Below are 24909 nucleotides of genomic sequence, written 5' to 3'. Positions count from 1 at the left end.
GGTCCTCCGGAGGTTGTCGTAGCGGGCACAATCGGCGATCGGCGCATGACGGAGCGTCAGTGCGGCCGGCGTCATGATGTTGGCCGGTGGGGCGGGTTCACGTTGACGGGCCAGGATATTGAGCACGACATCGGCGGAATGGACGCTGTGACTGAGCGCTTCAGCACAGGCTGCTTCCACCGCGGGCAGACCGTCAGTCAGCACCGCGTTGAGGATGTCGACCATCTGCCGATTGCCATCGTCGGTGCTGGCAAGCTTGCGCCGGATCCGCTCGATCGCGGCCGGCAGCACCCAGTCTTTGAAGGGAGCACCGTTGCGCAAGGCGCCGGGTTTGCGGGCGAGCACCGGCACATAATGCCAGGGGTCGTAGACGGTATCGCCGCGGCCAAAGGATCGCGGGTGCTCGGCAACGATGCGTCCATCCTGACGGATCACAATGCGATCGGCATAGGCTTGAACCTCGACCGGTCGTCCGACTGCGCTGGCTGCGACCGAGTATTTGTTATTGTCGAAGCGCACCAGGCAGGTCTTCGAGACCGATGCCGTCACCGCATGGAAGCCGTCGAAGCGGCCGGCATAGGGAACGAGTTTGGGGCGTTCGGCTTCGAACACTTCCCAGATCGTCTGATCGACCAGCTCCGGATGGCGATGAGCCTTGGCGTAGGCGATGCATTTGTCGAGCAGCCAGACGTTTAACTCGTCGAGGTTTTTGAACCGCAGCCGCGGCGTGAAGAAGCGTTCCCTGACCAGCCCGACCTGGTTCTCGACCTGCCCCTTCTCCCAGCCCGACGCTGGCGTGCAGGCGACCGGATCGACCAGATAGTGGCTGCACATCTGCAGGAAGCGGCGATTGTAGAGACGCCCTTTACCGACGAAGATCGTCTCTACGGCGGTCTTCATGTTGTCGTAGATGCCGCGGGTGCAGGTGCCTTTGAACAGGGCGAACGCCCGGTCGTGGGCGTCGAACACCATCTCCTGCGTCTCCCGCGGATAGGCCCGCACGAACAGCATGCGGCTGTGACAGAGCCGGACATGGGCGGCCTTCACCATCACCGTGGTGCCGCTCAGCAAGACCACCTCGTGGCTCCAGTCGAACTGGTAGGCTTCGCCGGGGGCAAAGCTCAGCGGGACATAAGCGGCCGCGGTCGATTGCCCGCGTTCTTTGCTCCACCGCCTGGCGTAACGCCGCACGGCATCGTAACCGCCGTCGTAGCCGCTCCCGCGCAGCTCTTCGAAGATCCGGATCAGCGTCAGCTGTTCACGAGCCGGTTTGGTCGCGTTCGCCGCCAGCAGCCTATCGAGCTCCGATGCCCACCGCCCCAGCTTTGGTCGTGGCTGCACCTGCCGCTCGTACTCGAAGGAGGTCCCTCCGGACCTCAGCACCTTCCGGACCGTGTTCCGCGACACCTTCAGGTCGCGGGCGATCTCCTTGATCGTCTTGCCCTTGATGAAGTGCTCGCGCCGAATCCGCGCAATCGTCTCCACGACCAGCATCCCCGACCACCTGCTTCATTCCAAAGCAGGCAGCGCAACAGACCAACCTACAGGGGGCGCATTGCCTCATCGAAAATGTTACCGAACAATTCCGCTGATGACTGGGGCGGCGTTACCGAATCAGGTCGGTGGCGCCAATGGCGAGCGGGATCAGCATGGGCGCAAGGCGCGAGGTGTTGGCCGTGGTGGCGAGGCGCTACCGTGCGGCTGGACGAGTTGAGAAGGGACGGATCCTTGACGAGTTGACAGCGACGACGGGTTGGCACCGCAAGCACGCGGTGCGAGCACTGTCGGTTGCCGGAAGGGACAGGCCCAGGCCACCACTGGACGAAGGGGCAACGAGCCCAACCGAACCAGCGACAAGTCGGCGACGCAAATACGCCAGCGTGCGCGACGCGCTGATCGCGCTGTGGGAAGCCTCCGATCGCGTCTGCGGTAAGCGCCTCGTATCGATGATCCCAGTGCTGTTGCCCGCACTCGAGCGGCATGGCCGGCTGAAGCCAACGAGCGCAGAGCGTGCGCTGCTGACAACTCTGAGCGCGGCGACGATCGATCGGATGTTGATCGACGTTAAAATTGCGGCTGCTGGGGGGCGCCGGCGGCGAGTCGGATTCTACTCGGCGATTCGACGCGAGGTGCCGATCCGCACTTTCAATGACTGGGCAAACCCGCCGCCAGGCTTTTGCGAGATCGACATGGTCGCGCACGGTGGGACCAGCGTCGCCGGCTCGTTTATCCAGACTTTGACCATGGTGGACATCGCAACAGGATGGACGGAATGCCTGCCCCTGGTGACACGCGATGGCAGCCTCGTCGTGGAAGCGATGAAGCGAGCGCAGGGCCTGTTCCCGTGGGTGATCTGTGGCGCCGACTTCGATAACGACAGCGCGTTCATGAACGACGTCGTCGTTCCATGGTGCCGAGCACAGAAGATCGAGGTAACGCGGTCACGTGCCTACAAAAAGAACGATCAGGCTTTCGTGGAGCAGAAGAACGGTGCGGTGGTCCGGCGGCTCGTCGGATACGGGCGCTTCGACGGGGTCGAGACGGCCCGCGTGATGGCACGTCTCTACGCGGCGGCGCGCCTGCTGGTGAACTTCTTCCAGCCGTCATTCAAGCTCAAAGAGAAGCGCCGCGAGGGTGCCAAGATCATCAAACGCTATCATCCGCCTGCCACACCATACGAACGTGCACTGGGGCACCCGAAACTCCCATCAGCGGTCAAGCGCCGTCTGCGCCACACGTATCGGACTCTCGATCCCATACAATTGCTTGCCACGATCCGCACGGCGCAGGAAGAGCTCGGCGAACGGATCGGCAAGCGCGGTCTTGCGAAGGTTCCCACCGTATCGCCGGCTGATCCGCTCTCGTTTGCCCGATCGCTCGGCACGGCGGCAAAAACCGCCGAAGTGCGGGCCACGCACCGCCGGCCGAAACAGCGATACAAAACGCGTATTCGCATGCCCTCGAAGCTCGATCCCCATCTCGCGATCATCGAGAACTGGCTCGCCGTCGAGCCACAGCTCACTGCACTGGCCATCGTGGGCAGGCTCGCCACGATCGATCCCTCGATGTTCAGCGACAAGCAGCATTCGATCGTTCAGCGCCTGCTTCGGTCCCTCCGGCGGAAGGTGGCGGAGACAGCCATCGTATCCATGCCCGTGGATGAAATACGGCCCGAGGCTGTGGACGGCGCTGCGTGTGATGAGCACTCCGCCCCGCCCACAGCCTCTCCACCGAGCTGGCCGCGGCTCGAGACCGGTCTGGGGCAGTTCGTAGACCTTCATCCCGGGTAACATTACTTCCTGAGGCAATACGGGGGGTCAATTTTGGACGCCGATCCCCCGGCTTAGGGGGTCAATATTGCAGGCCGAATGACAATTTGGTGCCTTACCAGCGTTCCCCAAATGACTCATCTGGGTGCCGTGCATCACCATTTCTGGAGCAAAGATGACTGAAGAGTTTCTCCCAAACGCTCTCTACTCGACAATCGTCGATCGCCTGATCCCGGTCGCCGGCACCGGCAATGCCAAAGCGATTATTGCCGCGCTTGAGCCGCTCACGAACGACCGGCTGGACCTGCTCGCCGATCGTTTAGCGGCTTTGGCACACCCTGCCCGGTGACCGGTCTCGTGACCGACAACGAGATCAAGATCGCGCTCGGCGAGCGCGGCGACATCTGGCCGAGCTGCATACGGGGCCACATCATGGTCGCCGATCTTGATGATGATCTATGGAAGGTAACTAATCCTCCTTCGACCCACCCCATAGGTGCGCGGAGCACCGGCTAAGACCTAATTAGCATTGCCCCAGGGAGCCCAACCACCCTAGATTGAGCTCCAAATGGCTCCTCTTGAACTAGGCTTTTCAACGGCTTCGGGGATAGGATGGCGCCGGAGGACTCAGATCGAACAAAACGTGCCATTGAGGCGTCCGCCGAAATCTCTTGTGTGTCGAAGGGCTTTGTCCCGCGCCGCCAATAACCTCAAACCCTTGTCGCGAAACGATGGATAAGCGGACTCTCACCGAACGCGACATCTGCACGAAGCTCATCCTGCCAGCCCTGAAGCGCGCGGGCTGGGACGAGATGTTGCAGGTCCGCGAGGAGGTCTTCTTTACCAATGGCCGGATCATCGTTCGCGGAAAACTGGTCACTCGCGGCAAGGCTAAAAAGGCCGACTTCGTTCTCTATTTTAAACCAAATATCCCCGTCGCGCTCATAGAGGCGAAGGACAATAACCACGACGTCGGCGACGGCATACAGCAAGGCCTAGAATACGCTGTCACGCTGGGCATTCCGTTCGTCTTCTCTTCGAACGGCGACGGCTTCCTGTTCCATGACCGCACCGGCCAGACTGCGACCAAGGAAATGAACCTCGGCCTGGACGCCTTCCCATCGCCCGCTGATCTATGGGCGCGTTATTGCGCTTGGAAGGGCCTCGGCCCAGAAGCTGAGCAGATCGTGCTTCAGGACTATTTCGACGATGGCGGCGGCAAGACCCCGCGGTATTATCAGGTGAACGCTGTCAATGCAGCGATAGAAGCCGTTGCCGCTGGCCGAGACCGTGTCTTGCTTGTGATGGCGACTGGCACCGGCAAAACCTACACCGCTTTCCAGATCATCTGGCGACTGTGGAAAGCAGGCAAGAAGAAACGCATCCTGTTCTTGGCCGATCGAAACGTGCTGATCGATCAGACAATGGTGAACGACTTTCGTCCGTTCGGTGCGGCGATGGCGAAGCTCTCGACTAGCTCCAAGACCATCGAGAGGCAGGACGGCTCGACTGTCGACCTAACACTCGCGCTCGACAGGAAGCGGCGCATCGACACCGCCTTTGAGATATATCTTGGACTCTATCAAGCGATCACGGGTCCGGAAGAGAGCCAAAAGCTCTACAAAGAATTCTCTAGGGAGTTTTTCGACCTGATCGTAATCGACGAGTGCCATCGCGGGAGCGCGGCAGACGATTCTGCGTGGCGCGAGATCCTCACCCATTTTTCGGGTGCAACTCAAATAGGCCTGACCGCAACGCCCAAGGAGACAGAATACGTTTCGAATACCGACTACTTCGGCGAGCCGATGTTCACTTATTCTCTCCGGCAAGGCATCAGCGACGGGTTTCTTGCGCCCTATAAGGTAATCAAGGTTCACATCGACCGTGATATTGAAGGCTATCGTCCTGAACTCGGCCAGCTCGACCGCGATGGCAATGAGGTTGAGGACCGCATATACAACACGAAGGACTTCGATCGGACGCTGGTGCTTGACGACCGCACCTTACTCACGGCGAAAAAGATCACCGAGTTCCTCAAGGAGAGCGGTGACCGATTTCAGAAGACCATCGTCTTTTGCGTCGACGAGGAGCACGCGGCTCGGATGCGGCAGGCCCTAGTCAACGAGAACAGAGACCTTTGCGACGACAATCACCGCTACGCTATGAGAATTACTGGCACTGATAAGGATGGGCAGGATCAGCTCGGAAACTTCATCGACCCGGAATCGCGCTATCCGGTTCTGGTTACGACTTCACGGCTGTTATCAACCGGCGTCGATGCTCAGACCTGCCGCCTGATTGTGCTTGATCGCCCAGTGGGCTCGATGACGGAATTCAAACAGATCGTCGGACGCGGCACCCGCGTTCACGAGGATACTAAGAAATTCTACTTCACTCTGATCGATTTTCGCGGCGCAACAAACCACTTTGCCGATCCGGAATATGACGGGGACGCGGTGCAGATCTACGAGCCGGACGCAGACGACCCGATCACGCCTCCGGACACGGCGGGCGAGCCGAACGACATCGGGAAGCAGATCAGACGCCTTACAATCTCCCGGAGGACGAAACCATTGTCGATGGGCTAGGTTTTCCACAACCGACTGGCGGTGGCTCTCGAAAAATCTACGTGGACGGTGTCGGCGCGCGTATCGTGGCCGAGCGTGTTGAATACCTCGACGAAAATGGTCGACTCGTGACCGAAAGCCTTCGAGACTTTACCAAGACGGCGCTGAAGAAGCACTATGCCAGCCTCGACGACTTCCTCAAGCGCTGGAAAGCAGCCGAGCGTAAGCAGGCGATTATTGATGAACTTGAAGCCGAGGGGCTCGCGCTCGATGTCATTGGCGACGAACTCGGCAAGAATCTCGATCCGTTCGATCTAATCTGCCACGTCGCCTTTGATCGAAAGCCGTTGACGCGACGCGAGCGGGCCGACAACGTCAAGAAGCGTGACGTGTTCACGAAATACGGTCCGCAGGCGCGCGCCGTCCTTGAAGCGCTCCTCGAAAAATACCGCGACGACGGTGTTCTCAACCTTGACGACGCCAACGTGCTCAAGATCGCGCCATTCAGCGCGATGGGCAGCGTCGTTCAACTCATTAATTCGTTCGGCAGCAGGGAGAGCTTTGAAAAGGCCGTCCACGAGCTGCAGGACGTTCTGTATCAGGAGACTGCTTGAACCATGATCGTCCGGACTACTGTAAAATCTATTCAAGATCTCATGCGTCAAGACAGCGGCGTCGATGGCGATGCGCAGCGTATTAGCCAGCTCTGCTGGATGTTCTTCCTAAAAATCATCGACGATCAAGACCAAGAGCTAGAACTCACTAAAGACGCTTATCGCTCGCCCATCCCGAAGAATTATCAATGGCGTAATTGGGCAGCAGACCCGGAGGGCATTACGGGGGAGGCATTGCTCGCCTTCATCAATGGTGAACTGTTTCCAGCGCTCAAGGGCTTGGCTGTCACCGCAAGGTCGGACGGTCGCCGTCGCATGGTGCGCGACGTGTTTGAGGATGCCTTCAACTATATGAAGTCTGGGCACCTTGTCCGGCAGGTGATCAACAAAATCAGCGGGATTGATTTCAACAATCTGGACGAGCGTCGCCACTTCGGCGAGTTCTATGAACAGCTTCTCAACGATCTGCAGAGCGCGGGCAATGCCGGCGAATATTACACGCCACGCGCCGTCACCGCCTTTATGGTCGATCGAATAGACCCGCACCCCGGCGAGATCCTCTTCGATCCCGCCTGCGGCACAGGCGGCTTTCTGACTTGCGCGATACGCCACATGGAGAAGGAATACGTCCGCACGCCCAAGCAACGCGAGAAAATGCAAGGAGCCTTGCGCGCGGTGGAGAAAAAGCCACTGCCTCATATGCTCTGCGTCACTAATATGCTTCTAAACGGCATCGAGGATCCGAGCTTTGTGCGCCACGACAACACCCTCGCTCGACCACTGATCTCCTGGGGCAAGGATGAGCGGGTGGACATCATTCTCACCAATCCGCCTTTCGGTGGACGCGAGGAAGATGGCATTGAAGACAATTTTCCAACCTTCCGAACTAAGGAGACGGCGGATCTCTTCCTAGCCCTCATCATCCGGTTGCTGAAGCCGGGCGGGCGGGCCGCCGTAGTGCTGCCCGATGGCAGTCTATTCGGCGAGGGCGTGAAGACGCGGCTGAAGGAGCATCTGATGGAGGAGTGTGACCTTCATACCATCGTTCGCCTGCCCAATTCGGTGTTTAAGCCGTATGCCTCGATCGGCACTAACCTTTTGTTCTTCGAGAAGGGTAGACCGACGAAGGACATCTGGTTTTACGAGCACCGTGTGCCAGAATCTCAAAAAGCCTATTCGATGACGAAGCCCATCCGGCTCGAGCATTTTCGGGGCTGCATCGACTGGTGGGGCGGTAACGCGCGCAAGGGGCGCGAAGAAACCTCGCAGGCCTGGAATGTGAGTGCCGAGGAGATCAAGGCTCGCGGCTTTAATCTAGACAGTAAGAACCCGCACGCGGTGGACGACGACCATGGCGACCCGGCAACGCTTCTAACAGATTTGAACATCGCCGAGGCTGAGGTGGCGACCCTGCGCAACCAATTGAAGGCAATCCTCGGCGAGGCTCTCGCCCGATGAACGCGGAACGCCTGCTCAGCCACTACGAACGGATTGCCGATGCCCCCGGCGCCATTGCACGATTGCGCCGCTTTGTGGTCGAGCTTGCCGCGCATGGCAAGCTCGTTCCACAGTATGCAAGCGACCAACCCGCGTCGGAATTGCTGAAGCGGATCGGACACGAGCAGGCCCGGTTGGTGAAGGTCGGGAAGGTCAAGAATGCTAAGGCACCCGAGCCAATTCGCGATAGTGAGCTTCCGATCGAATTGCCGAGAAACTGGGCTTGGGCGCGACTGTGCGAAATCGGGAAGCTTTCTGGCGGCATGACACCCTCGATGAACCGGCCCGATTTTTGGGCAGGTGACGTCGTTTGGCTATCGCCGAAGGACATCAAGTCGGACGAGGTAGCGGATTCCGAGCTGAAGATCTCAGCGTTGGGCCTCGCGGAAACACGGCTGGAGCTTTACCGGCCAGGTTGCCTTTTCATGGTCGCGCGAAGCGGCATCTTGAAACGAACCTTTCCAGTCTCGATCAACCGGGTTCCCGCCGCCGCAAACCAGGACATGAAGGTGCTAGTGCCCTTCCTCCATGGACAGGAGCGTTTTCTGCAAATTATGTTTCGTGGATTAACCAATTTCATCCTTCGGGAACTCGTGAAAACAGGAACGACGGTCCAAAGCCTCAAATACGCTGAGTTCGAGCAACAACCTTTTCCACTCCCACCCCTCGCTGAGCAGCGGCGCATAGTCGCCAAGGTCGATGAACTGATGCTGTTATGCGACCGGCTGGAAGCTGCGCGGGTGAGCCGCGAGACGGTGCTCGACCGACTGACGGTGGCAAGTCTTACTCGCCTCAGTGCGCCCGATCCCAAAACCTTTCAAGCCGGCGCCCGCTTCGTGCTCGACACGCTGCCCGCCCTCACCACGCGCCCCGACCAGATCAAGCAACTGCGCCGGACCATCCTCAACCTCGCCGTGCGCGGAAAATTGGTCGCGCAGGCTCCCTCGGACAAGCCGACGTCGGAGTTATTGAAACGGATCACCAAAGAGAAGGCGCAACTTCTGACGACCGGCGCCATCCCGCGCCAAACGAAAGCCGTTCGCGATCCGACCAAATTGACCGAAGAACTTCCCGCGTCCTGGTCGCCGATTGCCCTTGGTGAGGTCTGCAATCTAGTGACAAGTGGATCGCGCGGCTGGGCCGAGTTCTATTCGACTTCTGGCTCCGGATTCATTCGGGCGCAAAACATCCGGTTCGGTAAGCTGCGCCTTAACGATCTAGCCTTCGTCAATCCGCCATCGAATTCCGAAGGCAGCCGAACACAAGCCACCAAGGGCGATTTGCTTGTCGTCATCACGGGCGCAGGCGTGACAAATCCTGCGCTGCTGGATCACGATCTGGGTGAGGCATATGTCAGCCAGCATGTAGCTCTTGTGCGACCGAGTGACCCGCAGCTTTCAAGCTGGCTGCTTCTTTGCCTCATGGCTGATGCGGGCGGACGCGCTGAACTCGTCGAGCGCGCTTATGGATCTGGCAAGCCGGGCTTGAACCTCGACAACATTCGCTCGCTTTCCATTCCGCTCCCACCCCTCGCCGAACAACACCGGATAGTCGCAAAAGTCCACGCTCTGATAGCGCTCTGCGACCGCATAGAATCACAACTCATCAACGCCGCAGAAACGCGTCGTCGACTTCTAGACGCCCTGCTCGCCGAAGCGCTTGCTCCAGCGGAACCTTGCGAACGTGAGGCCGCAGAATGACCATTCGTCACGCGATTTGGAAGGTCGGCGAGAAGCCCGTTGGTCTCACGTCGTCGTCTCTCGTGAGCGAGCAGCAACTCGAAGATATGATCGTTGCCGCCCCTGAAATTCTGCATGACCAGTGGATGCTCATCGGTCGACAGCAAGATACCGGCTTTGGTGGCCGCATTGACCTGCTCGCGATTGCGCCGGATGGCGCGTTGATCTTGATTGAACTCAAGCGAAACAAGACGCCGCGCGAGGTCGTGGCCCAAGCGATCGACTATGCAACATTTATAGAAGGATTAGAGTCGGACAGGATTGCCAGTATCTACAATGATTTTGCGCCGGGCCGCAATCTTGCTACCGATTTTCTAACCCGTTTTGGGCAGCCACTCGACGAGGAGACGCTCAATGACAGTCATCAGATCGTTGTTGTAGCCGCCGCCATCGATGCCAGCACGACGCGCATTGTTCGCTACCTCAACGAGCGAGACATCGCGATCAATATCCTCTGCTTCCAGGTTTTCGCCAACGGCGACGAGCGTCTGTTGAGCCGTGCTTGGCTCATCGATCCTGCGGAAACTCAAACGAATGCGACGGTCACGGCGGCCCGAGAGAAGGAGCCGTGGAACGGCGAGGTCTACGCATCGTTCGGGCATGATGAAGGACGATTGTGGCCCGAGGCTCGCCAGTATGGCTTTATCTCCGCCGGTGGTGGGACTTGGTATAGTAACTCGCTAAACTTGCTCAACGTAGGCGATCGGATCTGGGTGAAGGCGCCCGGTCATGGATTCGTGGGAGTGGGCAGGGTCAAGGGCAAGTCAGTCCCGGCCTCAGAATTTAAGCTTCCCACATCGTCGGGCGACCGGCCCGCCCTCGACGTTCTGAAGGGCAATTATCATCGCAGCTTGCAGGGCGACCCTGATCGCTCCGAATATTTTGTGCCAGTGGATTGGCTGCAAACCGTTCCAATTGAGGAAGCGGTTCAAGAGGTTGGAATGTTCGGAAATCAGAACACTGTGTGCAAGCCGAAGACACCAAAATGGCGATTTACAGTCGAGCGACTTAAGCAGAGGTTTGCAGACTACGACAAATCATAAAGCTGGCCGAAGAAACCAGCCCTCATGATTTTTCCAGAGTGACCGCTAGCTAAATAGCAACAGAAAACCCTATAACGCGGCTAGCGAACGAATGACCCCTGATTGGCGGCAGCCACGAAGGTCTGAGCAGCATCTCTGTTCTAAGAGACTATGCGAGCGATAGATTCTGAAGCTCGCCTCTGATCTCCAATAACTCACGCACAACCTCGCAGACATTCTTTGCGAGGCTGGGGGTCGCAGCATAATCGTTGGCATGGGCTACGTGGTTTCGTAGGTGCTCAATTCTGCGTAACTTCGCTTCCAACGATTTGCGCTGGTTCTCCGGGAATTGGCGCGCCACGATCGTTGTCTTGTCAAAAAACTGCGTAAACAAAAGCGACTCAACAAACCCGTCGTCTGCCCTAGCATCGCTCATTTCATCTTTGATCTTTTGCTGTCTTCTGGCTGCCAATACTTCAAGCCAGCCGGATTCACTCGGATGTCTTTTCTTGATGAACTCGGCCATAGTAATTTCAAAGCCGGTAATTAGTGCGAACAGTGTTGCCCTTACCGGCAATCTTTGTAGATCAGAAAGGCTGACTAGGCCAACAATCTTGGCACCTGAGATCACCAGCCGACATGGCCTTTGATCTGCATCGAGAATGAAATCTAATATGCTCGCATCAGCACCGATCAGGTATTCCTCTGACAACGGAAGAAAGCACCCTCGAATGGTGCCTTGTGTCGAACGATCTCTCTGAGAGAACGCGTTGAACATGCCGATAAATCTGGCATTCTCGTTAGCAACCGGAATAAAATCATAACCAGGGCGATTTCGTTCCAGAACGTCGCGAATCAATTCGTCCTGAGTGCACGTTGCCAGCGAGCTAGCAGGGGTCGATATCAATTCAACTGCCAAGCCGGAATGAAGCGTCGTGAAGACGTCACCCACCCCCGAGAGATTTGAACTCGCCCACCCCTTGGCCACCATAGCTTCCCCAACAACAGACTTTCCCAGTCTAGCAGGCTCGACCCCTTCGTGCCGACCCCCGCCACAATCCCGGCACCCTCGGCAGGCGCTTTTCTGGCGCACCCTACACGATTCGAACGTGTGACCTTTGCCTTCGGAGCCCTACGCCGCCCCCAAAACAGCCCGCCAAGGCCGTTGCCGACCTTGGGGCAATCAGCTAAATGAACCCCTGCACGCACCCGTAGCTCAGCTGGATAGAGCGTTGCCCTCCGAAGGCAAAGGTCACACGTTCGAATCGTGTCGGGTGCGCCAGTTTTTCTCTATTTTTCAGCGCGATATGCGCGCCCGAACCGAAATTGCAGTTCTGTCCCATTCGAGCGAGTAAGCAATCGCCGAGTTTAACCAGTTGTTCGGGAGTTTGAAGCAAAGGCCTCTGGCCAATCTCAACGCCTGCGGGTTGCTGCCCAGCGTCAGGTCCGCTTTTCCGAGCTAGAAACCTGGATGCGCCAGCAGCGAGCGTTACTCTCCACCAGGAACGATACCGCCAAGGCGATCAACTACCTTCTCAACCGCTGGACGGCGTTCACCCGCTTCCTCGACGACGGTCGTGGCTGCTTGTCAAACAACGCAACCGAACGCGCGTTGCGTGGCATCGCGATCGGAGACTTTTGCCGGCTCGGACGCTGGCGGTGATCGCACAGCCGCCATCTATACGTATCCGTCCGAGGGCGGCCGTCTTGCGAGTTTTTCCGATCTGTAGCTGACTGTCCTTATGGACGGACATAAGGACAGTGCGGTGCTGAGCCGCATGGATTTGGTGGAGACCGGTCGGCGGCGACGCTGGACGCGTGCGGAGAAGCTCAGAATCGTAGAGGAGAGCTTCTCGGGGCCACGACTGGTGTCGGCGACGGCTCGCCGGTATGGGATATCACGTCAGCTTCTGCTGAGCTGGCGCAAGGCTTGGACCTGTCATGATCCGGCCGAAGAGGATTCGATCGGCCCGACATTCGTCCCTGCGATAGTTGCGGCAAGTACGCCGCCAACGACGGAAGCTGTCGAGACAGGTCAGATCGAAATCGTGAGCCCTCAGGGGCTGCGCGTGGTCTTCGGCCCCGGTGCGGATATCGAGGCGGTCGTTCGAATTGCTCGGGGCCTGGCGCGCCGATGATCCCGATCCCGACGGGCGTGCGGGTGTGGCTGGCGACGGGCCATACCGACATGCGGTGCGGCTTTCCGAGCCTGGCTCTGCGCGTGCAGGAAGTGCTCAAGCGCGACGCCATGGGCGGCGGTCTTTTCTGCTTCCGGGGCAAACGCGGTGATCTATTGAAGGTCATTTGGCACGATGGCCAGGGCGCCTGCTTGTTCACCAAAAGACTCGAGAGAGGCAGGTTCATCTGGCCATCGGTTGCTGGTGAATCGGTAACGATCTCTCCGGCGCAGTTGAGCTATCTGTTGTCCGGGATCGATTGGCGCAACCCTCAAGAAACCCAGCGTCCGACGCGGGTCGGATAGTCGTTTTACGGTTTGAATCTGCTGCTCGATCTGATTCAATGGCTCCATGATATCGAAGCCGGATGATCTTCCATCGGACCTTGTCAGTGCCCTGGCGGCGCTGCAGGCCGAGCGTGAGGCGCGACAGAAAGCCGAGGCGAAGGCCGCCAACTGGCAGGCGCAAGCCGCGAATGCGCAGGCGAAACTGTCGGATACCGAGGCGCTGATCGCTCATCTCGAGTTGCGCATCGAGAAGCTGAAACGCGAACTGCACGGGCAGCGATCCGAGCGCTCGGCACGGCTGCTCGAGCAGTTGGAGTTGGAGCTCGAAGAACTCGTCACCACGGCGAGCGAGGATGAGCTTGCCGCACAGGCCGCAGCGGCGAAGACGCAGAACGTCCGCCCCTTCATGCGCAAGCGGCCGGTGCGCAAGCCATGGCCTGACGATATCGAACGCGAGCGCGTCGTCATTGAGACTCCAACGACCTGCGCCTGCTGCGGTGGATCGCGGCTGGCGAAGATCGGTGAGGATGTGACCAAGACGCTGGAGGAGATCCCGCGCCGCTTCAAGCTGATCGAGACGGTACGCGAGAAGTTCACCTGCCGCGATTGCGAGAAGATCAGCCAGCCGCCCGCGCCGTTCCATGCCACGCCGCGCGGCTTCATCGGCCCACAATTGCTGGCGACGATCCTGTTCGACAAGTTCGGCATGCATATCCCGCTCAACCGCCAGAGTGCGCGCTTTAAGGCCGAGGGGATCGACCTGCCGTTGTCGACGCTGGCCGACCAGGTCGGCCACGGGACCTTCGCCGTCATGCCGCTCTTCCACTTGATCGAACGCCACGTGCTCGCTGCCGAGCGCCTTCATGGCGACGACACCACCATCCGTATTCTGGCGAAGGGCAAGTGCACGACCGGGCGGATCTGGACTTATGTGCGGGATGACCGGCCGTTCGCCGGGCCTGCGCCGCCGGCAGCGGTCTATTACGCCTCGAGCGACCGACGAGGCGAGCATCCACAGAGACATCTGGCCGCCTTCGCCGGCATCTTGCAGGCGGATTGCTACAGCGGCTTCGAGCCGCTGTTCGACCCGCAGAAGAAGGCGCTGCCGATTACGCCGGCGTTTTGCGTGGCCCATGCGCGGCGGGGCTTCTTCGAGCTGGCTGATATCGAGAAAAATGCTCGGGAAGGCAAGAAAGGCAAACCGGTCTCCCCGATCGCGCTGGAGGCTGTCAGACGCCTCGATACGTTGTTCGAGATCGAGCGCGCCATCAACGGCCGCGGTGCCGGCGAGCGGCGTGCCGCTCGCCAGGAACAGAGTAAGTCACTTCTCGAGGACATGCATGCCTGGCTGCTCCGCGAGCGCGAAACCCTCTCGCGTTCCTCCGAGGTCCTGAAGCCGATTAACTACATGCTCAGGCGCTGGGACGGCTTCGCCCGCTTCCTCGACGACGGCAGGATCTGCTTGACCAACAATTGCGCTGAGCGCGCATTGAGAGGCATCGCCTTGGGAAGGCGCAACTGGACCTTCGCCGGCAGCCAACGCGGCGCCGACCGTGCCGCCATCATGCTGACGATGATCACGACCTGTCGCCTCAACGACGTCGATCCCAAGGCCTGGCTCGCCGACGTCCTGGCCCGTATCGCCGATCATCCCGCATCGCGTCTGCACGAGCTCTTGCCCTGGGAATGGAAGCTCCTGCGCCAGGCCGACAAGCCAGCCAATCAGCAGGCCGCCTGACCTTCACCCTTCACCCAATGCCATCATAGACCTCGCCGTGCCCGCGCGCATGCGTCAATCAGGCGGCCTCCGTCGTATGCGTACATCTATACGTTGATCGAGACCTGCAAAATGAATGATGTTGATCCGCAACCTCGGCTAGCCGACCTGCTGGCGCGGCTTCCTGATCATCCCGCCAGCCAAGTCGCCGATCTGCTTCCGTGGACTTGGAAAGCCGCTCAACAATCCAAGACTGCCGCCGCAGCCTAAACGCGCTCAAGCACCGCGGCCGGGGTCTTCGTCGGACGCGTACGAAATGGACGACCACACTGCGATTGGATTGGCTGAGCGGGCAACAGATGGAAGCGGCTGTTGCACAAAACCATTTCTACTGCGCGATCTTGTAGAGGGTAAGAACGATAAGTTAGGCAACGAAGGCGAAGAGATTCTGTGGATTGGCCAAAACTACGCGGTCTACCGGCAAGGTCTTCTCGCTGCGGCAACGACTGGACCCGCCGCTTCAAAAAGATCGCCAACGACGCCCATCTGCTCAACGCTGGATCCGCGATCGACATGCAGAAGCGCGATTGGACCTTTGTGACGCTGTGCCTCGCTGGAGCGATTTTAGCGGCCGTCGGAAGTATCAAGGTCGCTATGGGCTATAGGGCCCATCGTGCCGCATCGGACTTCAGCAGTTCGCATCGGCCCCGCTACCCCTTGGACATGGCGCGGCCTACCCGCTCTTGGGGGCGTTTCGGGTTTGGTTCCCTTCCACGCCCTGGTTTATTTTGTGGCATGTCCCGGATTTAGGGCGCACAATCACCATATCACCGCTCGGTACCGTGGCAAACATCGGTGATGAGAACGCCGGTCGCGCTCCCGCCAATCCCGAAGGGATGGAGCAGCGCATGCATAGGCATCGTCGTATTCAACAAACTGAAACGCTTCAAAATAGACTGGCACAAGCGGCTGTTCGTTTGCGCCAAGAAGCGACCGGCACTCTGCCGCGCATCGAACGCGAGCGCCTTATCCGCAGAGCCCAACAAGCCGATACGGCCTCCCAGATGAACGAGTGGCTTTCCTCGCCCGGGGGCTGAGCTCACTGGGTTCAAGCGGGCCGCCGCGATGCTTCCCTGGAACGAAAAGCCCGGCCACGCGGGGGCCGGGCTGATCGGATATATATTCGAAGTTGGACAATCTATAGAACTAACGCGTATCGACCCTGCAGTCGATGCACAAAGCGATAGTAAACGTCCGTAACACCACGGTGTCCTGAACAGGGCGTGACCAGCGAGTGCTCCCGCCGCCACGACATCGCCGGTGCCGAGAATGTTGATGATGGTTACAGCCGGCGAGCGCTTCGGTCTTAATCCTTGACTAAGCGACGCAGGTGGGTGAGCGTCACGAGAGGATCACGGGTGCCTGGGCTTGACTTGCGCGGAATGCTCTGGATAGCGCGGTCGGGATGATTGACGCCGCCGGCGCGCGGTGATGGGTTGATCCCGGTTCGGAGCGGGCAACGGGGATCAGAATGACCAGCGAGTCGCAGCTGCGCGAGAAGCTTCGGAAGATCGAGGCGTTGTTCGTGGGGGCCGGAACTGCTGGTGAGCGCCTTGCAGCGGAAGCCGCGCTGCAGCGGGTGCGGGCCCGGGTCGAGGAACTTGCTCGCCACGATCCACCGATCGAACAGCAATTCTCACTTCCCGACCAGTGGTCTCGGCACCTGTTTCTGGCGCTTTGCCGCCGATATGGGCTGCGGCCGTTTCGTTATCGCCGACAGCGACGTAACACGGTGATGGTCCGTGCGTCACGGGGCTTCGTTGATCGAGTCCTGCTGCCCGAGTTCACCGAGCTGGAGGGTGCGCTGCAAGTGTATCTGCACGAGGTAACGCTGCGCGTGATCCGCGAAGAGATCTACGACGACGCCAGCGATGCGCAGGAAGTTCCCGACGCCGTGCCGTCGAACTGATCAAGCGGCGAGCTTTGGCTCCGAACCATCGCGCTCGGCTTTCCAATTCCACGGCAGCAGCGTGTTCAGCTGATTGATCTTGGTACGTCCGGAGACGATGCGCTCGAGAACATCAGTAAAATAGTGCCGTGGGTCGATGTCGTGAAGCTTTGCGGAGTTGATGAGTGATGCGAGAGTGGCCCAGGTTTCGGCGCCGCCCTCACTGCCTGCGAACAGATAGTTTTTCTTTCCCAGCCCGATCGGCTTGATGCTGCGTTCGACCGTATTGCTGTCGATCTCGATGCGCCCATCATCGATGAATCGCGTCAGGCCATCCCAATGGTTGAGGGTGTAGCGGATCGCCTTGCCAAGGCCGGATTTCTTCGAGACTTCCAGCAGTCGCGCCTCGAGCCAGGGCTTGAAGTCCTCGATCAGCGGTCTGGTGTCGGATTGTCGCACCGCAGCTCGCTGCGTCGCCGGCAAACCGCGAATGCGATCCTCAATGGCGTAGAACATCGCGATCCGCTGCAGCGCTTCCGCGGCAATCGGCGATTTCGTCGCGATGTGGACGTCCCAGAACTTCCGCCGCGCATGCGCGAAGCAGAACGCCAGTTGTACCAGACGGCCGCCGTTTTTAATCAGCCCCTTGTACCCGGCGTAGCCGTCGACCTGCAGGATGCCGTCGTAGTCTCCAAACAGCTGCCTGGCGCGGATTGCCTTGCGATCCTCGGCGAACACGTAGACTACTGCCGGCGGCGCCGGGCCGCCCCACGGGCGGTCGTCGGTGGCGATCGCCCAGAACTGGCAGACTTTGGTTCTGCCACGGCCGGGATCGAGAACTGGCAGCGGCGTCTCGTCGGCAAACAGCCGCGGGTAGGACATCACTGCGCGGCGCAACAGCGCGTGAAGCGGCTTCAGCCACCAGGCGACGCGGCCCATCCACGAGGCCAGCGTTTGCCGGTCGAGCGTGATGCCTTGGGCGGCAAACATCTGTTCCTGGCGATACAGCGGCAGCTGGTAGCCGTATTTCATCACCGCGACGTGGGCCAGCAAGGCTTCCGTCACCATTCCACCGTCGATCGCCTGGGCCGGCGCGGGTGCCTGCAGAACACCCTGGCGGCATCCCCGGCAGCCGTACCGTGGACGCATGATGCGCTTGACCCGGTACTGCATCGGAATGACGTCGAAGGCTTCCTTGACGGTCTCCCCGATCTTGTGCAGCTGCTCGCCGCAGCAAGGGCAGATGTGGCTCTCGATATCGATCACGACATCGATGCGCGGCAAATGCTCCGGAAGCTTCCCCCGGTTGCGTCGCGCCGGTCGCTTTCCACGGCCCTCCGCTCCGTCAGGCAGCCTGCCTCCGGTCACGTCGTCGTTGGCGGCGGCACGAACCGCCTGTGCCCTGATGGTGAAGAGAGACAGCTGTCCGATATCCAGTGTCTCGGAGCGCGGACCGAAGATCGTGCGCTTGTACTGGGACAGGATCATCAGGAGCTTGTCGTTCTCCTGGATCGCAGCGTCGCGTTGGGCGATCGCTGCATCACGCTCGGTCGCCAGCGTGCTGCATTCCTCCGACAACGCCGCAAGCCGTGACGATAGCGTCATCACGGCTTGTCGGAGCAATGCTGGATCGGAAGGCAAATCACTCATGCAGAGCGATTCTACAACAACTCCGCATGAGTGACGAACGACTCTTGATAATGATCAACCAGCTCGCATCGGCTGATCCACAACTCGCATCGGCACACGCTTCCAGTCCGAGCCATCGAGCAGCACCGAGAGCTGAGCATGAGATAGCGACATGACGCCTTCCTTGATCGGCGGCCAGGTGAACTGCCCCTCGATTCTTTTGTAGTAAAGGACAAGGCCGCTTCCATCCCAAGTCAGGATCTTCACGCGATCTCGGCGCTTGGAGCGGAAGACATAAAGTCCGCCGTCGAACGGATCGGCTCCAAAGGCCTCGCTCACCAGCATCGCCAGCGAGTCCATGCCGCGGCGGAAATCGACCGGCTGCGTCGCAATCCAGATCGACAACCCAGCTCGAAGCCCGATCATCGACCAACCGTCCCGACCGCCGCCAGCACCTCGCACAGTGCCTCCCGGTCGACTGTCCCCCTGACACGGATGCGAATCGCGCCGACCTCGATCTCGATCGCCGCCTGCTCCTCACTCGGGCGCCCACAGCCGGTGATCGCGACCGGCACAAAGCCAGGTGGCATGCCTCTGTCCCCGCGCTCCGCGACCTGCGCCCGCGTAGCCTGGCGACGCCAGAGAAACAACAGGCTTGGACTGATGTCGTGTCGCCGCGCCACTGCGGACACGCTTGCACCCGGCGCAAAACTCTCCGCAACAATCGCCGCCTTCGCATCGGTCGACCAGCGCCGACGTCGGCCCGTCCCGGTGATGATCTCGACACGCTGCAGCGTGTCGGCGCCGTGTTCGAGGATAGGCATATGCCTATCCTTATCGCTATCCTTACGACTATCCTTTGACATTGTGACCTCGCGACAAACCATTCCGCGAGATCTTCCTAGCCGACCAGATCAACCCTCAGCGCGTGGTCTCCGCATGACGCTCACGCAGGTGGAAAGGAACTGCCATGCATTGCAACCTCGATGTTTTCAAGGACGCCTTGTTTTGGGGTGCAATGGCCTTCGGCGTGTCGCCAATCGTCTTGAGTGGCGCGCTTCTGGTGTGGCTACATTGACAGTCTCCGAACGACCGACGCAGGATAGTCATAGGTCTGATCGCGGTCGGTCATCGCCACGACGCAGGCCTGCAGGTGTGGTCCTGAATTCGAGATCGCGCGTAGCAGGTCGGTCGTGAATGTCGCAATGCCACAGCGGCGAGGCAGCGAATTGCCGATCAGCGCAATCCTGCGGGGCGGCGTCACGTACGAGCCTCTGCCAAGGCGATCGGATCACCGGGCGTGGCTGATTGAACGGCTCGGGTTGAGGGCTCGCAGAGCCTCTGCAAGAGCGAAGCGATTGGCCGGGCCGCCGGATACGCAATCAGGGCGGTCAACCCATTGGCGCCAACCTCGATGCTGCTACGGCCACCGCCAACGAATACCGCCTGCCCGATCGATACCGTGGCCAATCCGATCGCCGCATGTCCGTCGAGAACAAGAATCCAGGTCTCCGGTTCGGCGAGCAGCGCCCAGCTTGAGGCCTCCTGCAACTCAACGCGCTCGAGCACGAAATGCCGGCTGGCGACGAGAACCGTCCGTTCATCGGTGAGGTGGGTCGGGCGGCTGGGGGTCGAAGCGGCCAGGTGTTGGCAACCGCGACGCCGTTTTCGATGTGCAATTCACGCGCTCTGTCATAGTCGAACAGGCGGAACGTGGTGTCGCTGCGCTGCTGAAATTCGGCCAGCACAATGCCGGCGCCGAGGGCGTGAATGGTGCCGGCGGGAATGGAGATGACATCGCCTTTCGCAACTGGACGCCATTGAACCAGGTCGACGATCGAGCCATTGGCGATTGACGCCCGCAATTCCCCTGTGGCGTCACCCGGTGCTTCAAACCGATGCCGATCTACGCGCCCGGCTCCACCGAGATGATGTACCAAGCTTCGCTCTTACCGTTCGGCATCCCCTTCGCGCGCGCGAAGGTGTCGTCCGGATGGACCTGGATGGACAATGGCCCGCTTGTGAACAACAGCTTGAGCAGCAACGCAGGGACAGGAGCGTTCTTGTCGGCTCGACCGAACCACAGCTCCCCCACGGCGTCACCCGTGCCGTCGATGTCGCTCCATGGCTGGAGATGGCTGACGCCCCAGGGCTTGTGCACGGCCCGCACGGAAGCGTGTTCGATGGGCATGGTTGTCCTGACGCGTTACGCGCACCCCGGAGCGACGTGCCGCTGCTCGATCTCGTCGATTACGATTTTTTTGGCTAAGGCGTCGCGTCTCCGGACACGCCTTCTTGCAGGAAGCCGGTGACGCTATCGATGATATGGAGATTGGTGCATCCAATAGCAAGCTTTTCGCGATGCGCGGTCGCTATAGTAGAAGCAGTGCTTACAGCCATTGCCTTGGCGATTTCTCTCGACATCGTGCAAGAAAGGGCGTCTGCTGCAGTTATCACCGTCCACCCTTGGCTGCTATCGGTGACTGAGAGACCTGTACTCCCGCCGCAGAGAGGGAGGTCAGTATGTCCACCATCCCAAAATTCAAACTGCATGAGTGGATCGTCCCTCCAGTAATGGTGCCGGTTTTCCTCGGTCTGATGATTGCAGGAGCGGTCATTATCCAGTGGTGATGCCGCGGCAGCGGATATCCGGCGCGATGCCCCATTGAGGCGCCGCCGCACCGTCGTGGTGGGCAAAGGCCGCGTTCCGCGACGAGTCGCGGCGTGAACGTACGCCTACAAGAGGAGGACTCCATGTCCCTTACACAATTCCGCGTCGATGACGGACTGCATGCCATGGACGGGTTGCGACTTTTTGCCCGAGATGGAACTGAACCGGTCGAAGCGTTCATAGGCCGCAAGGTGATGGACGTCTGGGCCGAGTCGATTGAGCACCTTGGTGGAAGACAAAGTCTGTTCCGCAGTCAATACAACGCGCTTGGCAAGCTGAACCTTGCGGCGCTTGAGCGGATCGTGAGCGCGAAATACCAGCGCGGCGCCGCGGCCAACCGCCAGCATCCCTTTGTCGAGGTTCTGGTCTCGGACATCACGGAAAGCGGCGAGGTTCTAAATCTAAGTGAACTCGTGCGCGAGCCTTTGCCGCCGGCATTTCATAGGCTGGCTTGAGATCTGCCCCGCGAACAGATGGCGGATGTTTCGTAAGAAGAAGGTCTTGTGACATGCCGCTCACGCGAGGAGGATTTCGGCCCTACGACTATGACCGGATGGTGGTTTGGAAGTGGCATGCGCAATTCAGCTCCGCTGCCATGGACGACCTGGATGGATCGACTGGAAGACATCCATCACCACATCGCCGGTGCGTACCTCTTGCGGTACGCTCAAGAGCGGTCTTGGAGAGGGATAACGGCCGTCTGTCGAACGGTGAGCAAGTCAACCGCCTCGCAGCTTTGTCTTTGAAGCGTGGCGAGTCAGTTGATTTTGGTAGCTATTGGCCGCGGCACTCGAAAGGTGTTCATGCCTAAGCAAAAGCTTCACGCGCACGAAGAAGTCTTTAAAGATCATGTCTCCGGTCAGTATGACGAAACCATATTTCGTTTCAGAGTGCCGGGTGGCTGGATTTATACGCACACTATTATCCGGTTTGGTTCGGTCGATAAAAACTATGTAGCCGATACTTTCGTTCCCGACTCTACAGTGGACATGGATCTTCCAATTCATCCCACGGATGATCCGCGACGCGATCTATGACTTGGTCGCGCAGCCGGCATGACGAAGGAAGCAGCGTTACTGCAATTCAACTCTGTCCAGACGCAGGCGAGCAGTTAAAGGCACTTGGCCACGACGATCACCCGAACGTGAGCAATCTGACCGGCTATTCCTATCGTATCCGTCCGAGGGCGGCCGTCTTGCGAGTTTTTCCGATCTGTAGCTGACTGTCCTTATGGACGGACATAAGGACAGTGCGGTGCTGAGCCGCATGGATTTGGTGGAGACCGGTCGGCGGCGACGCTGGACGCGTGCGGAGAAGCTCAGAATCGTAGAGGAGAGCTTCTCGGGGCCACGACTGGTGTCGGCGACGGCTCGCCGGTATGGGATATCACGTCAGCTTCTGCTGAGCTGGCGCAAGGCTTGGACCTGTCATGATCCGGCCGAAGAGGATTCGATCGGCCCGACATTCGTCCCTGCGATAGTTGCGGCAAGTACGCCGCCAACGACGGAAGCTGTCGAGACAGGTCAGATCGAAATCGTGAGCCCTCAGGGGCTGCGCGTGGTCTTCGGCCCCGGTGCGGATATCGAGGCGGTCGTTCGAATTGCTCGGGGCCTGGCGCGCCGATGATCCCGATCCCGACGGGCGTGCGGGTGTGGCTGGCGACGGGCCATACCGACATGCGGTGCGGCTTTCCGAGCCTGGCTCTGCGCGTGCAGGAAGTGCTCAAGCGCGACGCCATGGGCGGCGGTCTTTTCTGCTTCCGGGGCAAACGCGGTGATCTATTGAAGGTCATTTGGCACGATGGCCAGGGCGCCTGCTTGTTCACCAAAAGACTCGAGAGAGGCAGGTTCATCTGGCCATCGGTTGCTGGTGAATCGGTAACGATCTCTCCGGCGCAGTTGAGCTATCTGTTGTCCGGGATCGATTGGCGCAACCCTCAAGAAACCCAGCGTCCGACGCGGGTCGGATAGTCGTTTTACGGTTTGAATCTGCTGCTCGATCTGATTCAATGGCTCCATGATATCGAAGCCGGATGATCTTCCATCGGACCTTGTCAGTGCCCTGGCGGCGCTGCAGGCCGAGCGTGAGGCGCGACAGAAAGCCGAGGCGAAGGCCGCCAACTGGCAGGCGCAAGCCGCGAATGCGCAGGCGAAACTGTCGGATACCGAGGCGCTGATCGCTCATCTCGAGTTGCGCATCGAGAAGCTGAAACGCGAACTGCACGGGCAGCGATCCGAGCGCTCGGCACGGCTGCTCGAGCAGTTGGAGTTGGAGCTCGAAGAACTCGTCACCACGGCGAGCGAGGATGAGCTTGCCGCACAGGCCGCAGCGGCGAAGACGCAGAACGTCCGCCCCTTCATGCGCAAGCGGCCGGTGCGCAAGCCATGGCCTGACGATATCGAACGCGAGCGCGTCGTCATTGAGACTCCAACGACCTGCGCCTGCTGCGGTGGATCGCGGCTGGCGAAGATCGGTGAGGATGTGACCAAGACGCTGGAGGAGATCCCGCGCCGCTTCAAGCTGATCGAGACGGTACGCGAGAAGTTCACCTGCCGCGATTGCGAGAAGATCAGCCAGCCGCCCGCGCCGTTCCATGCCACGCCGCGCGGCTTCATCGGCCCACAATTGCTGGCGACGATCCTGTTCGACAAGTTCGGCATGCATATCCCGCTCAACCGCCAGAGTGCGCGCTTTAAGGCCGAGGGGATCGACCTGCCGTTGTCGACGCTGGCCGACCAGGTCGGCCACGGGACCTTCGCCGTCATGCCGCTCTTCCACTTGATCGAACGCCACGTGCTCGCTGCCGAGCGCCTTCATGGCGACGACACCACCATCCGTATTCTGGCGAAGGGCAAGTGCACGACCGGGCGGATCTGGACTTATGTGCGGGATGACCGGCCGTTCGCCGGGCCTGCGCCGCCGGCAGCGGTCTATTACGCCTCGAGCGACCGACGAGGCGAGCATCCACAGAGACATCTGGCCGCCTTCGCCGGCATCTTGCAGGCGGATTGCTACAGCGGCTTCGAGCCGCTGTTCGACCCGCAGAAGAAGGCGCTGCCGATTACGCCGGCGTTTTGCGTGGCCCATGCGCGGCGGGGCTTCTTCGAGCTGGCTGATATCGAGAAAAATGCTCGGGAAGGCAAGAAAGGCAAACCGGTCTCCCCGATCGCGCTGGAGGCTGTCAGACGCCTCGATACGTTGTTCGAGATCGAGCGCGCCATCAACGGCCGCGGTGCCGGCGAGCGGCGTGCCGCTCGCCAGGAACAGAGTAAGTCACTTCTCGAGGACATGCATGCCTGGCTGCTCCGCGAGCGCGAAACCCTCTCGCGTTCCTCCGAGGTCCTGAAGCCGATTAACTACATGCTCAGGCGCTGGGACGGCTTCGCCCGCTTCCTCGACGACGGCAGGATCTGCTTGACCAACAATTGCGCTGAGCGCGCATTGAGAGGCATCGCCTTGGGAAGGCGCAACTGGACCTTCGCCGGCAGCCAACGCGGCGCCGACCGTGCCGCCATCATGCTGACGATGATCACGACCTGTCGCCTCAACGACGTCGATCCCAAGGCCTGGCTCGCCGACGTCCTGGCCCGTATCGCCGATCATCCCGCATCGCGTCTGCACGAGCTCTTGCCCTGGGAATGGAAGCTCCTGCGCCAGGCCGACAAGCCAGCCAATCAGCAGGCCGCCTGACCTTCACCCTTCACCCAATGCCATCATAGACCTCGCCGTGCCCGCGCGCATGCGTCAATCAGGCGGCCTCCGTCGTATGCGT

General features: G+C 60.0%; 23 protein-coding genes, 1 tRNA gene and 3 pseudogenes. 20 read left to right on the top strand and 7 right to left on the bottom strand.

Going from position 1 to position 24909, the window contains the following annotated elements:
• Positions 1 to 3: 3 nt before the first annotated feature.
• Positions 4 to 1494: pseudogene (istA, locus tag HAP48_RS17020) on the bottom strand (IS21 family transposase); the annotation flags it as partial.
• Between the two features lie 386 nt (positions 1495 to 1880).
• Here istA and HAP48_RS17015 point away from each other — a divergent pair.
• The 7 genes and pseudogenes from HAP48_RS17015 (at position 1881) to HAP48_RS16980 (ending at position 10729) form a co-directional block, all read left to right on the top strand.
• Positions 1881 to 3290, top strand: a complete 1410-nt coding sequence (locus HAP48_RS17015) for an integrase catalytic domain-containing protein (protein WP_166209478.1) — start codon at positions 1881 to 1883, stop codon at positions 3288 to 3290.
• A gap of 154 nt (positions 3291 to 3444) precedes the next feature.
• A complete protein-coding gene (locus HAP48_RS17010) occupies positions 3445 to 3618 on the top strand; it encodes a hypothetical protein (protein ID WP_166212408.1) in 174 nt (57 codons plus the stop codon).
• An 8-nt stretch (positions 3619 to 3626) separates the two neighbouring features.
• Positions 3627 to 3785: a hypothetical protein gene (locus HAP48_RS17005; protein WP_166212411.1), complete on the top strand. Its 159-nt coding sequence runs from the start codon at positions 3627 to 3629 to the stop codon at positions 3783 to 3785.
• Positions 3786 to 4000: 215 nt separating this feature from the next.
• Positions 4001 to 6450 (top strand): annotated as a pseudogene (gene hsdR, locus HAP48_RS17000) (EcoAI/FtnUII family type I restriction enzme subunit R).
• 3 nt (positions 6451 to 6453) lie between these two features.
• Complete coding sequence (locus tag HAP48_RS16990) at positions 6454 to 7908, top strand: N-6 DNA methylase (RefSeq protein WP_166212414.1); 1455 nt, start codon at positions 6454 to 6456, stop codon at positions 7906 to 7908.
• On the top strand, positions 7905 to 9647 hold the full coding sequence (locus HAP48_RS16985; protein WP_166212417.1) for a restriction endonuclease subunit S: 1743 nt from the start codon (positions 7905 to 7907) through the stop codon (positions 9645 to 9647). The genes HAP48_RS16990 and HAP48_RS16985 overlap by 4 nt, the downstream gene beginning before the upstream one ends.
• Positions 9644 to 10729, top strand: coding sequence for an endonuclease NucS domain-containing protein (locus tag HAP48_RS16980; protein WP_166212421.1), 1086 nt, complete (start codon positions 9644 to 9646; stop codon positions 10727 to 10729). Before HAP48_RS16985 ends, HAP48_RS16980 begins: the two co-directional genes overlap by 4 nt.
• Before the next feature lie 148 nt (positions 10730 to 10877).
• Here HAP48_RS16980 and HAP48_RS16975 read toward each other — a convergent pair whose 3' ends face one another.
• Positions 10878 to 11696, bottom strand: a complete 819-nt coding sequence (locus HAP48_RS16975) for a hypothetical protein (RefSeq protein ID WP_166212424.1) — start codon at positions 11694 to 11696, stop codon at positions 10878 to 10880.
• Positions 11697 to 11913: 217 nt separating this feature from the next.
• Here HAP48_RS16975 and HAP48_RS16970 point away from each other — a divergent pair.
• The 7 genes and pseudogenes from HAP48_RS16970 to HAP48_RS16940 all read left to right on the top strand — a co-directional run bounded on the left by HAP48_RS16970 (position 11914) and on the right by HAP48_RS16940 (position 16858).
• Positions 11914 to 11990: transfer RNA gene (locus tag HAP48_RS16970), tRNA-Arg, on the top strand.
• Positions 11991 to 12170: 180 nt separating this feature from the next.
• Positions 12171 to 12393 (top strand): annotated as a pseudogene (locus HAP48_RS16965) (IS66 family transposase); the annotation flags it as partial.
• Between the two features lie 57 nt (positions 12394 to 12450).
• Positions 12451 to 12846, top strand: a complete 396-nt coding sequence (gene tnpA, locus HAP48_RS16960) for an IS66-like element accessory protein TnpA (RefSeq protein ID WP_166202956.1) — start codon at positions 12451 to 12453, stop codon at positions 12844 to 12846.
• Entirely contained in the window at positions 12843 to 13190 is a 348-nt protein-coding gene (gene tnpB, locus HAP48_RS16955) for an IS66 family insertion sequence element accessory protein TnpB (protein WP_063676425.1), read from the top strand. The genes tnpA (HAP48_RS16960) and tnpB (HAP48_RS16955) overlap by 4 nt, the downstream gene beginning before the upstream one ends.
• 46 nt (positions 13191 to 13236) lie before the next feature.
• Positions 13237 to 14910, top strand: coding sequence for an IS66 family transposase (gene tnpC / locus HAP48_RS16950; protein WP_166205228.1), 1674 nt, complete (start codon positions 13237 to 13239; stop codon positions 14908 to 14910).
• 93 nt (positions 14911 to 15003) lie between these two features.
• Complete coding sequence (locus HAP48_RS16945) at positions 15004 to 15159, top strand: transposase domain-containing protein (RefSeq protein ID WP_420869873.1); 156 nt, start codon at positions 15004 to 15006, stop codon at positions 15157 to 15159.
• Between the two features lie 1261 nt (positions 15160 to 16420).
• Positions 16421 to 16858, top strand: coding sequence for a hypothetical protein (locus HAP48_RS16940; RefSeq protein WP_166202962.1), 438 nt, complete (start codon positions 16421 to 16423; stop codon positions 16856 to 16858).
• Here HAP48_RS16940 and tnpC (HAP48_RS16935) read toward each other — a convergent pair whose 3' ends face one another.
• From tnpC (HAP48_RS16935) to HAP48_RS16920, 4 genes are all read right to left on the bottom strand, one after another.
• Positions 16859 to 18442, bottom strand: coding sequence for an IS66 family transposase (tnpC, locus tag HAP48_RS16935; protein ID WP_166215215.1), 1584 nt, complete (start codon positions 18440 to 18442; stop codon positions 16859 to 16861). It lies immediately after the preceding gene.
• A gap of 99 nt (positions 18443 to 18541) precedes the next feature.
• A complete protein-coding gene (gene tnpB, locus HAP48_RS16930; RefSeq protein ID WP_166202960.1) occupies positions 18542 to 18892 on the bottom strand; it encodes an IS66 family insertion sequence element accessory protein TnpB in 351 nt (116 codons plus the stop codon).
• A complete protein-coding gene (tnpA, locus tag HAP48_RS50025; RefSeq protein ID WP_166202958.1) occupies positions 18889 to 19290 on the bottom strand; it encodes an IS66-like element accessory protein TnpA in 402 nt (133 codons plus the stop codon). The genes tnpB (HAP48_RS16930) and tnpA (HAP48_RS50025) overlap by 4 nt, the downstream gene beginning before the upstream one ends.
• Before the next feature lie 436 nt (positions 19291 to 19726).
• Positions 19727 to 20035 (bottom strand): hypothetical protein, encoded by a 309-nt coding sequence (locus HAP48_RS16920; RefSeq protein WP_224496487.1) that lies wholly within the window; start codon positions 20033 to 20035, stop codon positions 19727 to 19729.
• A 104-nt stretch (positions 20036 to 20139) separates the two neighbouring features.
• Here HAP48_RS16920 and HAP48_RS16915 point away from each other — a divergent pair, with 104 nt between their 5' ends.
• On the top strand, positions 20140 to 20322 hold the full coding sequence (locus HAP48_RS16915; RefSeq protein WP_224496486.1) for a hypothetical protein: 183 nt from the start codon (positions 20140 to 20142) through the stop codon (positions 20320 to 20322).
• A gap of 50 nt (positions 20323 to 20372) precedes the next feature.
• Here the strand turns inward: HAP48_RS16915 and HAP48_RS16910 are convergent, their stop codons facing one another.
• Positions 20373 to 20657, bottom strand: coding sequence for a cupin domain-containing protein (locus HAP48_RS16910; protein ID WP_224496485.1), 285 nt, complete (start codon positions 20655 to 20657; stop codon positions 20373 to 20375).
• 563 nt (positions 20658 to 21220) lie between these two features.
• Between HAP48_RS16910 and HAP48_RS16905 the strand changes: the two genes are divergently transcribed.
• The 5 genes from HAP48_RS16905 to tnpC (HAP48_RS16885) all read left to right on the top strand — a co-directional run bounded on the left by HAP48_RS16905 (position 21221) and on the right by tnpC (HAP48_RS16885) (position 24827).
• The gene (locus HAP48_RS16905; RefSeq protein WP_166212427.1) at positions 21221 to 21592 is read left to right on the top strand and encodes a signal transduction histidine kinase; all 372 of its coding nucleotides are present in this window, start codon (positions 21221 to 21223) and stop codon (positions 21590 to 21592) included.
• 348 nt (positions 21593 to 21940) lie between these two features.
• On the top strand, positions 21941 to 22174 hold the full coding sequence (locus tag HAP48_RS16900) for a hypothetical protein (protein ID WP_166212430.1): 234 nt from the start codon (positions 21941 to 21943) through the stop codon (positions 22172 to 22174).
• A 193-nt stretch (positions 22175 to 22367) separates the two neighbouring features.
• A complete protein-coding gene (gene tnpA / locus HAP48_RS16895) occupies positions 22368 to 22763 on the top strand; it encodes an IS66-like element accessory protein TnpA (RefSeq protein ID WP_166202956.1) in 396 nt (131 codons plus the stop codon).
• Positions 22760 to 23107, top strand: a complete 348-nt coding sequence (gene tnpB, locus HAP48_RS16890) for an IS66 family insertion sequence element accessory protein TnpB (protein WP_063676425.1) — start codon at positions 22760 to 22762, stop codon at positions 23105 to 23107. Before tnpA (HAP48_RS16895) ends, tnpB (HAP48_RS16890) begins: the two co-directional genes overlap by 4 nt.
• 46 nt (positions 23108 to 23153) lie before the next feature.
• Positions 23154 to 24827: an IS66 family transposase gene (gene tnpC / locus HAP48_RS16885; RefSeq protein WP_166205228.1), complete on the top strand. Its 1674-nt coding sequence runs from the start codon at positions 23154 to 23156 to the stop codon at positions 24825 to 24827.
• Positions 24828 to 24909: the final 82 nt, after the last annotated feature.

Origin of the sequence: Bradyrhizobium septentrionale, assembly GCF_011516645.4 — a bacterium.
GTDB lineage: Bacteria > Pseudomonadota > Alphaproteobacteria > Rhizobiales > Xanthobacteraceae > Bradyrhizobium > Bradyrhizobium septentrionale.
This window is presented reverse-complemented; position numbering and strand designations above follow the sequence as displayed.